Here is a 16,840-nt window from a genome sequence, read left to right as displayed (position 1 = left end):
TCTCCAAAAATCTCTTCCGCGAAAAGGATCTCCTCGCCGCAATCAACCAAATCTTCGACAACTATGATGTCTATCGCGAGAAAGCTAAAGCCCTTGCCGCGCGATTGAACGCTCAACCGAAAGCCGACGGGGCACTCACCGCGGCCCGGCGCATCGCGGAACTGCTGTCGGCGTAAAGGTAAACAGTTAAATTGGGGGGCAGGCGTAACAGTTTAGCCCTTTTATATAGGAGGGGTGGTCTCTGAGGTCAAGATGAATTGTGGTATAAGGCGGCCAAAGAGGTTTTGGTATCTGATGTGAGAAGGATTTGAAGAAATTTCCTTGGGTTGATGTTCTGCCTTCTGGCTGTTTGAACCAAGCTGGGTAAAACGCTATATGGGAGCGGAACGCTGGAAAGAAAGTAAGTTACGTGGCATAGGGACATCCTTAAGATATTAAGATTTACAGGGTAATCAGAAAATGATAGATGGGAAATTATGCCAAGATTAGCGCGATTAGACGCGCCCGGAGTATTACATGGTGTCAGGACGGGGACATCCTCTTGAAAACTTTAATTAAAATTGGGTATATTTCATACGGTGCTTGCCAAAAAGCTGGAGATGAGATTAGCCGGCTCGAAAAGAGGTAAATGCTGAAGTGCTTTTATAAGGATATCTCTTCGGCGTTTCGCAGAACGATATAGTCATCTATATTCAGTTAAATGCGGGTGAAGTAATGTTCGAAATATTCTCTCAAACAGATAAGAAGACAATTTATGCGTCTCCGGACAGCACAATACTAGAGGCCATGCTCAAAGCCAAAATCAATCATATTTATGTATGTGGTGGCAATGCCCGGTGTACAACCTGCCGAGTCCATATCATGGACGGATTGGGGAATTGCCGGCCCAGAAATGAAAAAGAAGAGGAGTTGGCCGCGAAAATAGGATTTCCCCAGAATATTCGATTAGCTTGCCAAACCAAAATAAGTGGAAACATTACTATTATGCGCCCGGTTGTTGATGACTTGGATATCGAAATCATCTTAAAGCAATTTGGTAATGCGCCTGGCACCAGACTTGGAATCGCTAAGGATCTGGCGATCCTATTTACCGATATCGTAAACTATACCCAATTTGCTGAGACCTTTCCTGCGTATGACGTCGTCCATGTTCTGAATCGCTACTATCAAACGATGAACGAGATTATTGTGCAACATAAAGGTGTTATCAGCGATGTGGCGGGAGACGGAATCTTGGCGTTGTTTGGGGTAATAGAAGATAGCGAAAACCCTGTATTGGATGCCATCAATGCAGTTCGTGCTATGAACGCGGCTTTGACAGCGTTTAACGGGTATCTCGATCAAATGTATAGTTGGTCTTTTGGGATCAGGGCAGGAATAAACTTTGGAAAAGTCATTATAGGCAATTTTGATACGGGCATGATGCATAAAATTTCGGCTATCGGAGACGCAGTTAATTTGGCAAGTCGGATAGAAACTGCGAATAAGGATTTCGGTACACAACTGCTGATCTCGCAACGGGCCAATGAGGAAATAAAAGGGGTGGTGGATACACATAGAAAGTATCGCGCCACATTAAAAGGCAAGTCCGGTGAATATGTCCTCTATGAGGTTGAAATCTAAATTAGGGAAAATCAAAAAGAGGGGGAAAGAATGGGGGACGATTATGATTTTAAGGGGGAAGGAATGGAAATGACTATGATTTTATGCCTTTAATTAGTAAAGGAGCAAGTCTAAGGCTGACTCATATTTTGTTGGAAAGAAGGATTATGTTCAGACCGCTGAGAATAGGATGTCCGGTAGCCTGGTAGCATGTAATGAACAGGGGCAGACGGGGGGAGTCTGTTTTCCGAAAGAATGAGGATTATCTCCGCTTTATCTGTCCCTGCGGGAAGGATAAATTTGAGGAGATTGGAAGGGAATTCAATATTCCCCGAGGCAGTTCGGTCAACAGTGTTGTAGTTAAAATCTTTGTTTGCAACTTCTACGCAATTTGCGGAAAATGTTTGGTGAACCGCCAAGGCGCCCCGGTTGAACACCCCTGAGGGGCCCCCGGTTCAACGGGGCAGGCGAAAGGACACCAAGAAGTCTTGATAAGTTCGTTCTGATCCTGGAAGAAAGACCCCAGTGAAATCCGCTTCGCTGTCATTTGCATGAATTTCACGACGCAGGTTCAGGATCAGAACAGACCAAGCCCTGCCGGGCGGTAGTCCGTTATTCGGTAATAGCTTTTAGACAAAAAAAAGCTTTGTATCTTGGTGACTCTATGTGAAATTTGTTTGGTTGCGGCAATCAGGCCGCCTTAGGATGAGGGGGAAGAGATCCGGGGATGGACAATTGAGAGACTGTGTCGAGGAGATCAAAACCGTCTTGCAGATGCGTCAAGAGCAGCCTTGACCCTTTTAGCTGACCACTGCTGAGCTCGGCGGTGGGTTTACCCATGGAGAAATCATAAAATGTTATCTGCTAAAATATTGACAGAAATTATTCATGAAAATGTAAAACTAAATCTGGTCGAACCGAATATTTATTCTGTCTATTCATCAGGCCACATGCTTGGCTCCTATGACAAATTTGGCGCAGCCATGATCTATAACGTTGTGGCATGCAATCGGTTTTATAACTGGCTAATGTGGGGGTACTCCACAAGAGATTATGTCACCCTATGTAAAGAATCCCTTGCTTTGTCGTCTGAGGGTTGGGTTCTGGACCTGGCATGCGGTTCCTTGGCATTTACTGCTGAAATTTATGCAAATTGCTCGAATCGTCCTTTAGTGTTTCTGGATCAATCACTAAAGTTGTTGCGAAAAGGTAAATCTCGAATTGAAAGACTAAATGGAAATATACCTGAAAACATGTTTTTTTTGCACGGGGATGCACTTCAATTGCCTTTCAAAGCAAATGTTTTCAATACCATTATATCACTAAATCTTCTGCATTGTGTTGATGACGTAAGAGCTGTGCTAAGAGAATTGAAACGTACATTAGCAGATGGCGGAAATTCAGCAATAACCACGCTGGTACAGAGCAGCCGTTGGAGCACCCGCTATTTAAATGCGCTTTCCGGATCAGGAGCGCTCATTTCCCGAAGCGCAGATGAACTATTGGCCGTATTTGATGAAATGGAAATTCAAACAACCCATAAGATTAAGGGGAACTTGGCCTTTATCAAGTATGGATGATCAGTTTAGTTACGAACAAAACCCGACCAGACGCTTGCAGCCGGCGCAAAAAGCCGCGCGGCTGAAGGCCGCGATGTTGGAAGGAATGAAGCGTTGAAAATATTAGGTCTTAATGGAAGCGCGCGGCAGGGCGGAACAGTGGCTTCACTTCTCAGATTGGTGACGGAACCGCTATCTGTAGAGCATGAAATCGAGTGGATTGATGTATGTAAATTAAATATGAAATTTTGTACAGCATGCATGGCCTGCAGAGATAAAGGGAGATGCGTATTGCCTGAAGACGATGCGCATATCATGGCAAACAAAATTAAAGATGCCGATGCTCTAGTCGTCGGTACACCAACGCACTGGGGAAACATGTGCGCTCCGCTAAAACTGCTTTTCGATCGGAACGTCCCGGTGTTCATGGGTGAAAGCCCGAAAGGTATGCCTGTTCCGAGGCAGAAAGGAAAGCGTGCTTTGGTGGTTACTGCATGCACGACACCTTGGCCTTTCAACTTTATTCTTCCTGAGAGCAGAGGAGCCATTCGAGCGGTCAGAGAGGTTCTGCATTACGGGGGCTACAAGATTGTGGGAACAATAACGAAACCAGGGACCAAGAAGTCAAAGGAGGTTTCATCCTTTTTAGAGACAAAAGCGCGCCGTTTAGCGAAGAAGCTTGTAAAGAGATGACCAACAACCGCATCAACCGGACTCCGCTTCGCTCCGCCGGGTAAGCGAGAAGGGGTCAACTTTATGGAGATGTGACACCTTGACCACTTGACCGCACAGGCGACGCGGTACCTGGCCGCCTGACGCCTGCTGTTGACTCTCAGAAGCAACTTGTGAGGAACAGAATCATGGATTACGATAAAGACAAGGTTGATGAATACACGTTGGCCCTATTGCTACTTGTTTCCCATGATCGGGAGGAAGGGTATGGTGCCCGGGCTTGGAAAGGATTTGATTGGGAGACCATGAATCGTTTGCATGAAAAGGGCTATATTTCAAACCCGGTGAGCAAGCGAAATCAGTTATAATGACAGAGGAAGGGTATAAAAAGGCTACGGAGCTTTTCGAGACGTTTTTCGGTACCAAAATGAATCGCGTCTGAGGATGGGGAAGCAGGTTCTTAGGCTAATGAAAAAGGGGTCAAATTTACCCTTGGCTCATTACATCGCCGGAAAACCAGTCGATCAACTGCCTGGCAATGCTTATTCTGGGAGGGATGGAAGGCAGAAGATCCGCTGAAAACCAGCCCGCGTCGGCAATCTCGGAACCGTCGATCCGCATTTCTCCCCCGGCGTATTCGGCTGTGAAGGCAATCATGAGAGAATCAGGGAAAGGCCACGGTTGGCTGCCGAAATAGCGAACATTTTTGACCTCGATTCCCACCTCTTCCCGGACTTCTCGCTTTACGCACTCCTCCAGGGTTTCACCGGGTTCCACAAATCCCGCAAGGACGCTATAGAATTTTCCTGGAAATCGCTTTGAGTGGGCAAGGAGAATCAGATCTCCCTTTCGCACGGCCACGATCATGGCCGGGGAAAGCCTCGGGTAGTTGATCAGACCGCATCGGGGGCAGATCCTGGCCCGTTCGTCGGCCTTCTTTTCGGTGGTGTTCCCGCATCTGCCGCAGTAACGATGGTTCCGGCTCCAGTGTACCAGTTGGTTCGCAACGCCCGCGGCCCGGATCATATCCTCTTCAAAAGAGGAGAAGAGTTCCCTAAGCCCTATGAATCCGAAGGTATCGGAACGTAAGGTTGCATCCTCCACTTCTCCGAGATAACATTGTCGGTCGTCCAATGAGCCAAAAAACTGTTCCTTCAACAGGGGCAGGTTCAATTCTTCCAGGTCCGGTGACCGGAGAATGGCATAACTGTCTTTATTACATCTTACCAGAAGGCGCTGATGATGAAACAAAAACCACAGCGCCGTCTTGGTCTCTTTGGATGGCGGTTCGATGTTTAATACAAACGGCATGTCATATCCTTGCTTTCGGCGAATTCAGCGCCCATCGCGATGAAAATCATTTTCCGGGCGTTTCCACTGCCTCCCATGGGTCTTCCTGGCCCGGCAGTGTACCCGAAGCCGAACAGGCTATCAACCCAAAAAAGTCCGTGGGCTGCGGGACATCCATAAGAAACTAAATAACTTAACAGATATGGAATAAAGGGGTCTACGCTTGGCCCATTTTCTGCGCTGGTGTAAAGAAGGATTATGACCAGACCGCTGAGAATGGAATATCCGGGTGCTTGGTACCGTGTAGCGAACAGGCGGCAGACGGGGGGAGTCTGTTTTCCGAAAGAATGAGGATTATCTATAGGTTATTGTCACTGCTGGGAGACAATTTGGAGAAGATCGGCAGGAAATTCAATATTCGCCGATTCAGTTCGGTCAGCAGTGTTCTTAGAGAGGATGAGAGGCAAGATACCCGGGGATCGCCAATTGGGAAACTGTGTCGAGGATATCAAAACCGTCTTGCAGATGAGGCAAGCGTGCCGCTGACCTCTTTAGCTGGCTGCTGCTGAGCCCGGCGTTTGGTTTGCCCATCATGATCTGCTTGACTGATTTCCTGCTTTTCTATAAACGAAGCCCCTCTTCACCAGGAATTGTTCAAAAAAAAGGGGTAGATAGACTCACGCATATGGAGAATGGGACGCTGTGTGGCTTTTAAGTCGGTTCTAAGAAAGTTGATGTTAATACCAAACAGCGTACCTGAAATCGACTAGGCTCCTCTGCTCCCGATATTTGTAGAAGTTTTCGGGGCGAAGGTCAAGCCTTCGGCTTAATAACCACGGCCTCGCCATCCAAAACTAGACTTCCATCTCGCTTCCTACAAGTGGTCTTCAGACGCAGTCTTCCCTTCTCGAGTATCTCGATAATCTCAGCTCGAGCAGTAATTACATCGCCTACCCTTACTGGAGACAAAAAATGCAAAGTTTGAGACAGATAAATTGTTCCTGGTCCTGGGAGCTTCATCGCCATTAGCCCTGATACAAAACATGCTGAAATCATTCCATGTGCTATAGGTCCTTTGAACCTACTCCTCTTGGCATACACTGGATCAAAGTGGATTGGGTTGAAATCACCACTCACTGCGCAATACAGAGAGAGATCAGAGTGAGTGATCTCTTTAGAACTCTCCTCAGCCATTCCCACTCGGTATTTCCCCATATTCGATCTCACCGAATTAGTCATTGGCAACCACGGCTCCTTTGGCATCATTTCGGATCAGGAAGAACACTTGCCATATCCCCGGTCAAAATCCTCAATTATAATTTAATGATCTCCTACATGTCTAACATGCCATTTCTTTCCCACTTTTGAACAATAATTGAAGAGTTTTTGACTCGATCTCGAAAATCACTTCAGCATTTTATCTGTATTGTACCTGTGTAGTAGTGTCTGTACCTAGCCCTCAGAGATATTTAGTCATTATTGATGATATGCGTCTAAGACGGAATCCAGCAGTTTTGATCCTTCTCCGAAATAATCTCTATAACTTGTTCTCCACAGGCTATGTCAGATTTTGGAGGTGTATTTATTCGATAGTGTCCACTTCCAACTGTTAATCCAGCATAATGGCCCTTGAAGGGCAGCTCCTTGACGCCGTCTGCAAAAGTGAATTTGCCATCCTGCTCGCCCCAGGCTGAGTTAAGCTGAGTGCGAACCATTTCTGAACACAGATCCCGTGGCCTCCTTGTTGTTGTAATACCGGTTCAGTATCCGCAACGATCACATACCTTTCTGTTGACAAGCAAGGCTCTTCCCTTATTGCCGTAGGTAAAACATCTTTATATAAGCAATTAATTCCAAATTATCCTGAGGTTGATAGGTAAGTCGGCGAAGGCACTAAGTATTGCAGCCTCTATCTCTTGTCTATTTGTTACTTTCTTACCCAGATTAATGACGACGTTGGCATCGGTCTTTCCAGTTTGGAGAGTGTTCGTAGTGACTTCCGTAACAGTCCGCATATCTATGTATTCGGAAAGAAGCTGACGAATCTTTTCCTGTACCGCCAATTCGCGGAGGCGGGGTTTGAATATTTTGCCGACAGTTGTCGTTGGCAGCTCCGTCACTTCAAAGATCTTTTTAGGTTTGGCGGGCGGTTCGGTGATATGTTCGGCCATATATTTTTCGAACTTCACAATATCAAGGTCTTTCCCGGGCGCTCTAACAACAAAAAGAATTGGCACCTCCCCAGCATACTGATCAGGCATACCCACAGCAGCACTCATAGTTACCGATGGATGGGCATTAGCAATTTCTTCAATAGCGGCCGGATCAATATTGTGACCACTACGAATAATAAGATCTTTCTCCCGACCAGTTAAAAACAGCCTATTCTCAGCATTCATGTATCCTAAATCGCCGGTTACCAACCAGCCATCTTCTAACAAAGCCCCGGCATTTTGCTGCGGGTCTTTGTATCCCGGAAATACTTGTGGCCCGCGAACCAACACGGCTCCTATCTCTCCGACATCGCACTTCGCCACAATTTCTTTTTCAATTGCCTTCTGTCTGGCAATCATGAGATCAGAAAAAGGAATCCTTAAGCCGGCCGATCCAAGAATCCTTTTCCCCATGAAAGGGTTACTTGAGATCATTGCCCCCGTCTCCGTCATCCCGTATTGTTCATAAAGAGTCCCGTTTATCTTCTTTTCAAACCGTTCACCGACAGGTACCGGGCATAGGGCGCCACCCGTAAACCCCATTCGCACTGAAGAAATATCAGCATCTCCAACCGGAACATCGGAAATGGCAACAATTGCCGTTGGTACGCCACCGACGATTGTCGCTTTATACCGGGCAGCAATCCGCCAATAGTTGCCAACTATATCCAGGTTTCTTAAGCCATAGGGTGACAAAATTACTTCGTGTGCACCAGCGGCCATTCCGGACAAACCCAGTGATATCGTCCCTCCGACATGAAACATCGGTAAACAATTCAAGATCACATCCGTTTCATCGATACCCCACATTTGCGCAAACGCCCAGGCACCATGTATCTGGTTCCTATGGGTCAATTGCACAAGTTTTGGAGTCCCTGTCGTACCACCGGTGTGAAATAACGCGGCAACCGTATTTCTGCCAATTTCCCTGGAAAAAGTTAAGCGGTCAGTGGGATATTTCTTGACTGTTTCATCAAAGTCATACATCCTGCCATCTTTTACCGGGACACCGCCGAGAACGAATATTTTCTCGATCATATCCGCTTGGGCTATAACTGCCTGGGCCTTTCTCCAAATGTTTGCATCTGTATTTGGACCGGGAACGACGAGGATTTCCGCATTTTCCGCGCGCAACAAGTCGACAATTACATCGGGGCTAAGAAGATAGTTGATGCTGCTCACAATACCTGCCGTCTGAGAACCCCAAATCGTGGACGGGATTTGGTCATAAGTCGGCGAAATAATGGCGACAACACCGTCATTCCGCGTGATCATATCGTACATCATGTTAGCCACACGTGTAATTTCGTGTAATAGTCCTAAATTGCTGCGGCTGTGGGCGGCATAATCTAAATTTCCTGAAGGTAGAACCGTTAAACCTGGTCTGTCAGGAAATAGTGTGGCAGTGGCAGTGAAAAGATCATAGACACTCTTCGCTGTGACCAATTCGTCATAGCGTTGCTTTTCAAGGGATTCGATATCCTTAAGGTCTCTTATTGGTATAGTGTACTTCGTTGTTCTCATCCTAACCCCTCGAACTCAACTATTTTATATTGACATAACCGAAAAGCCCATTTTTAATGCACTGCTGCATACATTATCATTGTCTCAGTTGCGTCAGCAGCGTTGAATTCCTCAACGATACGCCCTTGACGGGCAACAAGAATTCGGTCCGATAAATGCAGAATTTCAGGCAAATACGAGGAAATGACTACAATCGGAAGGCCATCATCTGCAAGTTTGTTAATAATTTGGTGAATTTCAGTTATCGCTCCCACATCTACGCCACGAGTAGGTTCATCGAAAAAGATCAGCTTCGGACGTTGAGCTAGCGCCTTCGCAATCACCACTTTCTGCTGATTTCCGCCAGACAATTCTATAACTCGAGCATTACTATCCGTTGCCTTGATGTTGAGTGTTTTAGTCCAATGTTCTGCCAATTTACGCATTTCACTCATATTGACGACGAACTTCTTTGTCAGGCCGGCTGTCATTGCAGCTATATAGATGTTTCTTGCAATGGACATTGTCTCAAAAAAACCCTCGCTCTTTCTATCTTCGGTTACATATATAATCCCGTCCTTAACGGCTGGTTTCGGAACTTTGTACCGGACGGATCTACCTTCTAATTTTACTTCTCCACCGTGAACGAGGTCTCTCTTTACAACGCCGGAAATAATTTTTGCAGTCTCGGTTCTGCCGGAACCTACCAGACCGAAAATTCCGGTAATTTGGCCAGCGAAGACTGAAAATGAGGTGTTCCGAACAATATTCTGCATCGACAAATTTTGAACGCTTAACACCTTGCGACCAGCTTTTCTTCTTTTCCTACCTTTTGCGCTGACATCATAAAGTTCGCCACCAAGCGGCCGACCTACCATGGCTTGAACTATTCTATCTCTACTAAAATTAGAAGCGGCATCGGTTACTACTATTTCACCATCACGAAGCACTGTAATACGATCTGCTGATTGCAATGCTTCCTCAAGCACGTGTGTTATGAATATTGTTGCAACACCTGCTTCTCGTAAGCGATTCAGTAAGGAAAAAAAATGATGTTTTTCTTCTGGCGTCAATGGAGCAGTTGGTTCATCAAAAATGATTATGCGGGCATTATAATACACAGCCCTAGCGATCTCGACCATCTGCTTTTGCGCTGCGCCAAGCCTCGCTACGGCTACCGAAGGATCAACTGAAAAATTGAGAGATTGAAGAAATTGCTGCGCAGCTATGTAAATCGTCCGAAGCCGATTAAAAGCTTTTTCCTTTCCCAGAAAGAGATTTTGGGCAACGGTTAGCGACGGCACAAGACTTGTCTCCTGAAACACCATTGCGATGCCGTGCGCTACACCGTCTCTCGGATGATTGATCTTAATGGATTTTCCATCGAGGACAATTTTTCCCTTTGTCGGAGTAACGGCTCCTGCCAGTATTTTAGTTAATGTTGACTTACCAGCGCCGTTTTCGCCAACCAAGGCATGGATTTCCTTTTCTTTTAAGTCAAAATCCACATTCTTGAGGACCTGAACTCCCTTGTATTCCTTGGCAATATTCCGCATTTGGAGAATTACCGCCATAATACTTATTCCTTCTCGATTCGGGCGAGTGGAAATGATGCCACCATACCGTCGCCTTTAACAGCCATCAACAACCGGCCGTTATGTTCTATGCAACTTGTGATACCATGCCTTGACCCGTCTGCTCTGCTGTGTAGACTGCCGACCGGCTGGAAATCACTGTCTAACCGGATAATCATACCGTAAGATCTGGCAGGGGACCATGGTTTCATTATTCCCAATTGCTTAACGCCGCCAGATTGCAGCGGTTCAAGAAACGATTTATTACTACGCAAAGTCGGAGCCACCCAGAATTGAGGAGCAATTTGGCGCATCATTAATTTACGGTATCTATTTTCGCGGAGAATAAACTCAATCAATTGACAGCGCGGAGCAAATACAGTCAGCCAAATGCCGTCCCTTTTAGCTGGAGCTATCCGAGAGACATAGCCGGGCAAGTGCCCCAGCACCTCCTCCGGCGGCTTGCTCCCATCTAAAAAGATTCTGAGGAGCCGGCTCCGCCAACTTTCGGAAACAATAAACAGTTTGCCATTACAGTAAATGCCATATGGAAATGCCAGGCCGCCATAGATCTTTGTCTGCTTACCAGTGGATATTTCGACACGCCATACCGATCCTGATGAATTCTTCTCCATAAGATCTTTCTTCCATTCATTGTAATTGTTTATAGAAGATCCATGGGTGACGAATAAGTTGCTACCGGAATCGGCATACATCGCTGTGGGACATGTGGCCCCTTCACTTGGTTCAATGATCTTGCCATTGTTTGGACCATTGACTACGGCAATCCGGCCATCAATTAATCCAACAGCCAGTCCTCCATTTGGTAATCCCGTCATACAGGATATCTCGGCATCGAACCGGGCGACCTCTTTATTGCCGTTATCGACTTCCAAGACTTTAAAATGGGTGCTGACAACCGGCACACCGTTCATCAGCGCAAGAGAATCCGGAGCATCGACGATCAATAATTTGGCAGTTTCCTCCAGTAACTCATTGGGCCTTAACGCCCCATCCAATGGAGGAACGGTAATCGAAAACTCTCCTCGACCTAAATACTTATTTATCATCCTAATCATGAACGGTTTCCCCAATATGATTTCATTCCCGTCCAAGAGGTATCCGCTCCCGGAATACGGATCCGACCAATGCGATTGTTATGAAGCCCGCCGAGATATAAGTACCCCCGATGCTCGCGCATTGACGTGACCATCGGATGATTCTCTCCGCGATCCCAAAATGATTCGAGCACTTTACCGCGATTGTTGAACTTTATCACACAACCTGTGTTAATGTTCGGGAACAACCATTCATCACCGGCTACTCTTCGCGACATTCGCTTACGGAAACCGGGCAGTTCCATCGCCAGATCAAGTGACGGTGTTCTCATACCGACAAGCGCCAGCCAGTAGTTACCGTCGGAGGCTCGATTGATATTATCAGGATAGCCGGGTATATTTGGCAAAATACTTTCAACCTTTCCGGCCTTCGGGCCGTTTAGCCAAAAGCGGCTGACACGGCATCCCCATGTTTCCGCAAAGAAAAATGAATTATTATCATGAGCCATACATATACCATTCGGAAACACAAGGTTCCTAATAAGCGTTTTCGTTCTCTTTGTGGAAGGATCATAGCAAAGAATGCGGCCGTTTCCCCTGCTCTCCAGACAATCCACTGGCCAATCGTTCATTTCATAACGCTTTGTTGCTTCGCTGAAGAATACCCTTCCATCAGGCGCCACATCCAAATCATCGGCAAGACTCAAACGGGAATCGTCGATTATCGACCAAGGGGTCCGGTTGGTTTCATCCGTCAATTTGGCTATTTGTCTGTCTTTACCGATGCTGTACAGTCCCATCCCGCCGATGCAAACCAAAATATTGCCATTTCTATCAAATGCCAGCCCCAAGGGCCTGCCGCCGCAATGAGCAAATATCTCGTGTTGTTTATAATCGGGGGCCTTGAAACGAATAATATCCCCTATTCTGTTACCTGTAAAAAGGTCGTCATTCTCGTCGAGGATAATGTCTTCCGGTCCATCGATTTCGCCAAGTCCTATCAACTCGACATCCTGGAGACGATTATTCGCTGCATAGGGGGATGCCGATCCTACCTCCACGCTTGGAGCCTCAGGAAGAGGGAAAAAGGTTGGAGAAACATAGACTTTAGTTAATATCTTATAACGGTTTTTAACAAACCTAATGTCAACAATTACTGCAAATAGAAGCATTATCCCCAGAAATACTTGAGTGCCACCACTCTGCAGTCCAAGGCGAATCAAGCCGTTAGTTAGAAGAAGGACTGTAACGGCGCCCATAACTGCCTTTGCCGCCGAACCTCTGCCTCCGCCTAAACTGTTCCCGCCGACCACGGCAGCAGTAAGCACCATGAGTTCAAGTCCCACGCCTGTGTCGGAACCTACGCTACATAGCCTCGTTGCATACATGAAGCCTGCCAGAGCGACCAAAATGCCTGATGCAACGTAAGTCAGACAAATGTCACGTTTGACCGAAATTCCAACGTTATAGGCTGAGCGACGTGCGCCGCCTATCGCCATAATACGCCAGCCGGGCTTCATACGGCTAATAACTAAATGTACGCCGACACCGACAATCACAAGCGCCCAAAAACTAGCAGGAATTTCCAGGAAAGTCCCTGCTCCGAGGGCATCCCATACGGGCGAGTCCGGAAATTTAACCGCGATGTCGGTAGCATAACGCAAATACAATAAGTCTACTATTGACCTGAGGATGACGAGAGTGACAAGCGTTGTAAGGAAAGCGCGAAGCCGCATATAGCCAATCAATAAACCATTGACCAGGCCGACGAGCGCCCCGATCAAGAGAGACATTAAAAACACGAGGCCTATCGGCAAACCCGCAAGAGATGTTAGTCCTAGTGCGGATATATTTACTAACGCGAATGTGGAAGCAACGCTAAGATCAATGCCGCCAGAAACCATGACAACCATCATGGCAATTACTATTATGCCAAACTCACCTAATTGCCGAGCGGTGTCGACAAGACTGCCTGTCGTAAAAAAGTCGGGGATGATTGTACCTAATGTTGTAACAACAGCAATTAAGACCAGAAAAGGAATGAAATTATCAACCCAACGCTTCGTCAGGACCTCACCTATAAGATGCACCGGGAGGAAATCATAGCGAAACCTCATCAATCTATCGTAAAAAACCATTGTGAAACCCTCTAAAGAATTAAGATCTCTTAAGCCGGGCCATTAAGGCCCGGCTCCAGGTTAACAACTTATTCCTTTTTTAATTCAGCAGGATCCCAGCAAGAATCAGCTTTAATGGTTTGTTTATTAATCAGGTGCAATGGTGAAAGTATAGAAACTTTGTATTGTCCTGGCTTTACTTTAGACTGTAGCAAGTATGAAATCAAAGCAAAAATATCACGGCCTTGGCCAGGAACATCATAGGAGATAACTTCGTCAAAGGTCCCATTCATGACGTTGGCACAGGAAAACTCGGCGCCGCCACCTGATGTATTCAAATATACCGGCTTATCCCGCTTTGCCCGTTTATTAAATTCCTGGACTGCTGCAGCCGTACCTGTGTCCATTACGTCCCACATTCCAATAATCCCACAAATATCAGGATTTGCTTGGAGAATTGTTGCTGTGATGTTTCGGGCTTTTGTCGCATCCCAGTCCGCAGCTTGGTCCGCAACGATTTTTATTTCTGGATGTTTAGACAAAACATTCTCGATACCTTTCCTAGCAAAGCCACTGGCTCCCGAAGTGATAACACCCTGCACTATGGCTACCTTACCGCTTGTGCCCGAGCCTTCCCCGCAGAACTTGACAATTCGCTCTGCCTGCATTTCACCGATCCGTGTGTAGTCAGCACCTACGAATCCGGAACTTCCCATTCGCGATCGCATGTTAACCGAGATTACATAAATACCAGCCTGTTCAGCTCTCTGGATTAGCTTGGCGTAAGAATTCACATCAGGATTATGAACAACGATTACATCAGGTTTCTCCGTGATCAAGGAGGTAATAGCCTGAGCCCCGGCATCGATATTCCAATTTGGATCTCGTATCGAAAAAACCATTCCCACGTCGGTTGCAAGGCTCTTCAGTGTAGCGGCCCAACCTTCCGTCAGGTCAAAGCCCATGGCACAGGGAACAAATACAATCTTTTTTCCCTTGAGTGCTTGATAATAATCGAGACGCGCAGGATCATCAACCCCCGCTGCCAAAGCGTTGTTAACCATCGCTGCCCCAATAACGACTGAAATTAGTGAGTATACAAGTACCCTTCTCATTCTCATTTGCCTACCTCCTTTTGTTGTTTTGGTTGCTATTCTGTTAACTGAATTGGTCTCCCCTACGAGCAAACGCCTACTCTATTATCCCGAAGTACCGATCGGTTTTACTGCTCTCCCTTTCCAACAAAAGGTGATTTTAGGCACTTTCCTATATTAGTTATAAAAATAAGGAACCCTGTCATAAATGAGCTAGATATCTCCCTGCTGCTCGGTTTGCTCATCGCGGGGATTCATTAAGCTGTCTATGATGATGGCAATCAGCAGAATGCAGCTTTTAATAACATTTTGCAGGGTGTATTGAATATCCATGATGGTCATGCCATTCCAGAGAATTCCGATCAGGAGCGTTCCGACAACAACATTGCGAATGCCACCTCGCCCTCCCGAAAGACTTATACCACCAATCACAACAACCAGAAGCACGTCATATATTAATGTGCCGGTAACCTGGCGTGTATTGACGGAAGCCACGGTCACGGCGGAAATAATTCCCGAAATGTAAGAAATAAGAGCAGACAACGTGTACTGTAAAACAATTATTGGGCGAACCGGTATTCCGAGTATACGAGATGCCTCAAGGTTATCACCGATCGAGTAGATTTGTTGACCTGGCCTCGTGAATTTCAGGAAAAGAGCCGTTAACGCCAGGACCACCATAAAAAATATCACCGGCATGGGTATAATGCCGAAAACATATTTAGTTCCCATCCAGGCAATTGTTGAACCATTCGCCGGCATATAAACAACTTCGAAATCAATTAATTTGAGCCGTACGATCCCAAAAACAAAGATTCCCATTGCCAGCGTGCAGAAGATCGCCGGGATTTCGGCGTAAGCAATTATCAAGCCATTTACCAAGCCGACCAAAAGCGCAAAACCCAGCCCAATAATCAGAGCGACCTCGATAGGAAAACCGTTACCGGCAAGATAAAAGGCCCAGGCAGTAGACATCGCCATAGTGGAAACGATCGAAAGATCAATCCCGCGACCAACAACGACAACGGCCATTGCTGTGGCGAGAATTCCCAGTGCGGAGACATTTCGGACAAGTGTAAACAAATTGTCGGCTACAAAAAAGCGCTCAAGGGTAACGGAGAATACGATAAAAAGCGCCGCCGCAATCCCAATCACAATTTTGTCCTGGGTGAGATGATGAAGAAAGGATACTTTCATTCTACGTCCCTGTCAAACCTGAATGATAGAACTTTGGTGGATGATATTTCCAGTCCCTTTGGGGAGTAAATTTCCCCCCTTTGGCTAGACAAGAGAACGGGCTACTTAAGCTCCAAAAGTCTTAGCTGGCTGTGCTGAGAGGAGCCCTTGCGAAGCTCAGGCAAGGCCAGAGCCTCTATGTACCCTTGAAATCAGGTTTACGTTTCTGAAGAAATGCTAACATCCCTTCCTTTTGGTCTTGAGTCGCGAAAAGCATACAAAAAAGATCCTGCTCCATCTGCAATCCATCCTTAAGGGATGAGTTCAATCCTTTCCGCATCGCTGTCTTTGCGGCGCGCAGAGCTAGAGGTGGCAGCTCAAGCAACTTAAAGGCAAATTGTCGTGCTTCATCCTGTAAATGATCAGTGGGCACAACCTTGTCGACAAGTCCCAGATTGGCGGCTTCTTGTGAACCAATTCTTTCTCCCAAAAATATGAGTCGATAAGCAGGGCCGAGACCGATGAGCCGAGGCAACCGCTGTGTGCCGCCACCTCCCGGTATTATCCCTAAGGTAATCTCAGGAAGACCGAGTGTAGCAGTATCTTCCGCTATTCGAAAATCACAGCAGAGGGACATTTCAAATCCTCCGCCCAGAGCGTAGCCGGAGATCGCTGCAATTGTCGGTTTTGGTAGATCAGCGAGGCGCTCTTGAACTCGCATTGTAAGGTCAGTCAGGCCGTAGGCGAGCGCCATATCTCCCTTTGCCATATACTCAATATCGGCCCCTGCCACAAACGCCTTCTTGTCGCCTATAAGTACAACCACACCAACGGAGCGATCTTCCTCGCACCATGCTACGGCAGACTCAAGATCCCTGAGAAGATCTGGATTGAGGGCGTTCAGCTTTTCTGGCCTGTTAAATCTGACCCACGCAATCCTGCCTTCCTGCTTACACACAACATACTTGAGATTGGAAACCAT

At 46.6% G+C, this 16,840-nt stretch carries 12 protein-coding genes and 1 pseudogene; 4 read left to right on the top strand and 9 right to left on the bottom strand.

The window, feature by feature from the left end:
• The first annotated feature begins 714 nt into the window (after nucleotides 1-714).
• The 4 genes and pseudogenes from K9N21_09110 (at nucleotide 715) to K9N21_09095 (ending at nucleotide 4,275) form a co-directional block, all read left to right on the top strand.
• Nucleotides 715-1,623: an adenylate/guanylate cyclase domain-containing protein gene (locus K9N21_09110; protein ID MCF8144064.1), complete on the top strand. Its 909-nt coding sequence runs from the start codon at nucleotides 715-717 to the stop codon at nucleotides 1,621-1,623.
• 833 nt (nucleotides 1,624-2,456) lie between these two features.
• A complete protein-coding gene (locus tag K9N21_09105; protein MCF8144063.1) occupies nucleotides 2,457-3,182 on the top strand; it encodes a class I SAM-dependent methyltransferase in 726 nt (241 codons plus the stop codon).
• A gap of 93 nt (nucleotides 3,183-3,275) precedes the next feature.
• Nucleotides 3,276-3,854, top strand: a complete 579-nt coding sequence (locus tag K9N21_09100; GenBank protein MCF8144062.1) for a flavodoxin family protein — start codon at nucleotides 3,276-3,278, stop codon at nucleotides 3,852-3,854.
• Between the two features lie 167 nt (nucleotides 3,855-4,021).
• Nucleotides 4,022-4,275 (top strand): annotated as a pseudogene (locus K9N21_09095) (DUF6429 family protein).
• Between the two features lie 44 nt (nucleotides 4,276-4,319).
• Here K9N21_09095 and nudC read toward each other — a convergent pair.
• The 9 genes from nudC to K9N21_09050 form a co-directional block, all read right to left on the bottom strand.
• Nucleotides 4,320-5,144, bottom strand: coding sequence for an NAD(+) diphosphatase (nudC, locus tag K9N21_09090; GenBank protein MCF8144061.1), 825 nt, complete (start codon nucleotides 5,142-5,144; stop codon nucleotides 4,320-4,322).
• Nucleotides 5,145-5,936: 792 nt separating this feature from the next.
• Complete coding sequence (locus K9N21_09085) at nucleotides 5,937-6,338, bottom strand: MaoC family dehydratase (GenBank protein ID MCF8144060.1); 402 nt, start codon at nucleotides 6,336-6,338, stop codon at nucleotides 5,937-5,939.
• A gap of 632 nt (nucleotides 6,339-6,970) precedes the next feature.
• Entirely contained in the window at nucleotides 6,971-8,860 is a 1,890-nt protein-coding gene (locus tag K9N21_09080) for an AMP-binding protein (GenBank protein MCF8144059.1), read from the bottom strand.
• Between the two features lie 53 nt (nucleotides 8,861-8,913).
• Nucleotides 8,914-10,413, bottom strand: a complete 1,500-nt coding sequence (locus K9N21_09075) for a sugar ABC transporter ATP-binding protein (GenBank protein MCF8144058.1) — start codon at nucleotides 10,411-10,413, stop codon at nucleotides 8,914-8,916.
• Nucleotides 10,414-10,418: 5 nt separating this feature from the next.
• Complete coding sequence (locus K9N21_09070; protein MCF8144057.1) at nucleotides 10,419-11,492, bottom strand: hypothetical protein; 1,074 nt, start codon at nucleotides 11,490-11,492, stop codon at nucleotides 10,419-10,421.
• The gene (locus K9N21_09065; protein ID MCF8144056.1) at nucleotides 11,489-13,609 is read right to left on the bottom strand and encodes an SMP-30/gluconolactonase/LRE family protein; all 2,121 of its coding nucleotides are present in this window, start codon (nucleotides 13,607-13,609) and stop codon (nucleotides 11,489-11,491) included. The genes K9N21_09070 and K9N21_09065 overlap by 4 nt, the downstream gene beginning before the upstream one ends.
• A 68-nt stretch (nucleotides 13,610-13,677) precedes the next feature.
• Nucleotides 13,678-14,709 carry a sugar ABC transporter substrate-binding protein gene (locus tag K9N21_09060; protein ID MCF8144055.1) on the bottom strand — a complete coding sequence of 344 codons (1,032 nt, stop codon included), beginning with the start codon at nucleotides 14,707-14,709 and terminating at the stop codon, nucleotides 13,678-13,680.
• A gap of 186 nt (nucleotides 14,710-14,895) precedes the next feature.
• Nucleotides 14,896-15,879 (bottom strand): ABC transporter permease, encoded by a 984-nt coding sequence (locus tag K9N21_09055; protein MCF8144054.1) that lies wholly within the window; start codon nucleotides 15,877-15,879, stop codon nucleotides 14,896-14,898.
• 175 nt (nucleotides 15,880-16,054) lie between these two features.
• Nucleotides 16,055-16,840, bottom strand: coding sequence for an enoyl-CoA hydratase/isomerase family protein (locus K9N21_09050; GenBank protein ID MCF8144053.1), 786 nt, complete (start codon nucleotides 16,838-16,840; stop codon nucleotides 16,055-16,057).

The sequence above is a fragment of the Deltaproteobacteria bacterium genome, assembly GCA_021737785.1.
Taxonomy (GTDB): domain Bacteria; phylum Desulfobacterota; class DSM-4660; order Desulfatiglandales; family Desulfatiglandaceae; genus AUK324.
Note: the sequence above shows the minus strand (reverse complement) of the source record. Positions and strands in the feature narration are given on the sequence as shown.

Coding starts and splice junctions, on each gene's coding strand:
- nudC (MCF8144061.1), bottom strand. CDS start 5,144: ATGCCGTTTGTATTAAACATCGAACCGCCATCCAAAGAGACCAAGACG.
- K9N21_09085 (MCF8144060.1), bottom strand. CDS start 6,338: ATGGGGAAATACCGAGTGGGAATGGCTGAGGAGAGTTCTAAAGAGATC.
- K9N21_09060 (MCF8144055.1), bottom strand. CDS start 14,709: ATGAGAATGAGAAGGGTACTTGTATACTCACTAATTTCAGTCGTTATT.
- K9N21_09055 (MCF8144054.1), bottom strand. CDS start 15,879: ATGAAAGTATCCTTTCTTCATCATCTCACCCAGGACAAAATTGTGATT.
- K9N21_09080 (MCF8144059.1), bottom strand. CDS start 8,860: ATGAGAACAACGAAGTACACTATACCAATAAGAGACCTTAAGGATATC.
- K9N21_09050 (MCF8144053.1), bottom strand. CDS start 16,840: ATGGTTTCCAATCTCAAGTATGTTGTGTGTAAGCAGGAAGGCAGGATT.
- K9N21_09105 (MCF8144063.1), top strand. CDS start 2,457: ATGTTATCTGCTAAAATATTGACAGAAATTATTCATGAAAATGTAAAA.
- K9N21_09075 (MCF8144058.1), bottom strand. CDS start 10,413: ATGGCGGTAATTCTCCAAATGCGGAATATTGCCAAGGAATACAAGGGA.
- K9N21_09110 (MCF8144064.1), top strand. CDS start 715: ATGTTCGAAATATTCTCTCAAACAGATAAGAAGACAATTTATGCGTCT.
- K9N21_09065 (MCF8144056.1), bottom strand. CDS start 13,609: ATGGTTTTTTACGATAGATTGATGAGGTTTCGCTATGATTTCCTCCCG.
- K9N21_09070 (MCF8144057.1), bottom strand. CDS start 11,492: ATGATTAGGATGATAAATAAGTATTTAGGTCGAGGAGAGTTTTCGATT.